This is a genomic window from Acetomicrobium sp. S15 = DSM 107314 (assembly GCF_016125955.1).
GTDB classification, from domain to species: domain Bacteria; phylum Synergistota; class Synergistia; order Synergistales; family Thermosynergistaceae; genus Thermosynergistes; species Thermosynergistes pyruvativorans.
In genome coordinates, this window is record NZ_JADEVE010000068.1 from 1 (window position 1) to 361 (window position 361).

Here is a 361-nt window from a genome sequence, read left to right on the forward strand (position 1 = left end):
CGCCGGAATTATACATTTGCCAGATTCTCTCGATATTGTTCCGAGTTTTTTGCTAAGCTCGTCCACGCACTCTTCGGATACAGGCAATAGCGTCGTATCTCTGGAAAAAGACATCTCCCGCCTTGCCCCTCAGAAGGGCGAAGCTTTCATATTCCATCTTTCCCTTTTCCACAACCGGAATCAACCCTTCTCCCTCCGGCCTTTTAACCAGGAACGACAGCGTGAGCGTAGTCGGCTTTGAAAAGTTTCAATTCCTCATAGGTAGGCTAAAAACAGATGATTATATATTGTGTGTGTTGTTTAAGAAAGAAGAGTTTCAATTCCTCATAGGTAGGCTAAAAACGACGAAGGAAAGAGAAGT

1 protein-coding gene is annotated in these 361 nt (G+C 44.3%); it reads left to right on the plus strand.

The features are described from left to right. Positions 1–122: 122 nt before the first annotated feature. Positions 123–361, plus strand: a 239-nt coding sequence (locus tag EZM41_RS13370) for a hypothetical protein (protein WP_232618915.1), incomplete at its 3' end; no start/stop codon positions are given.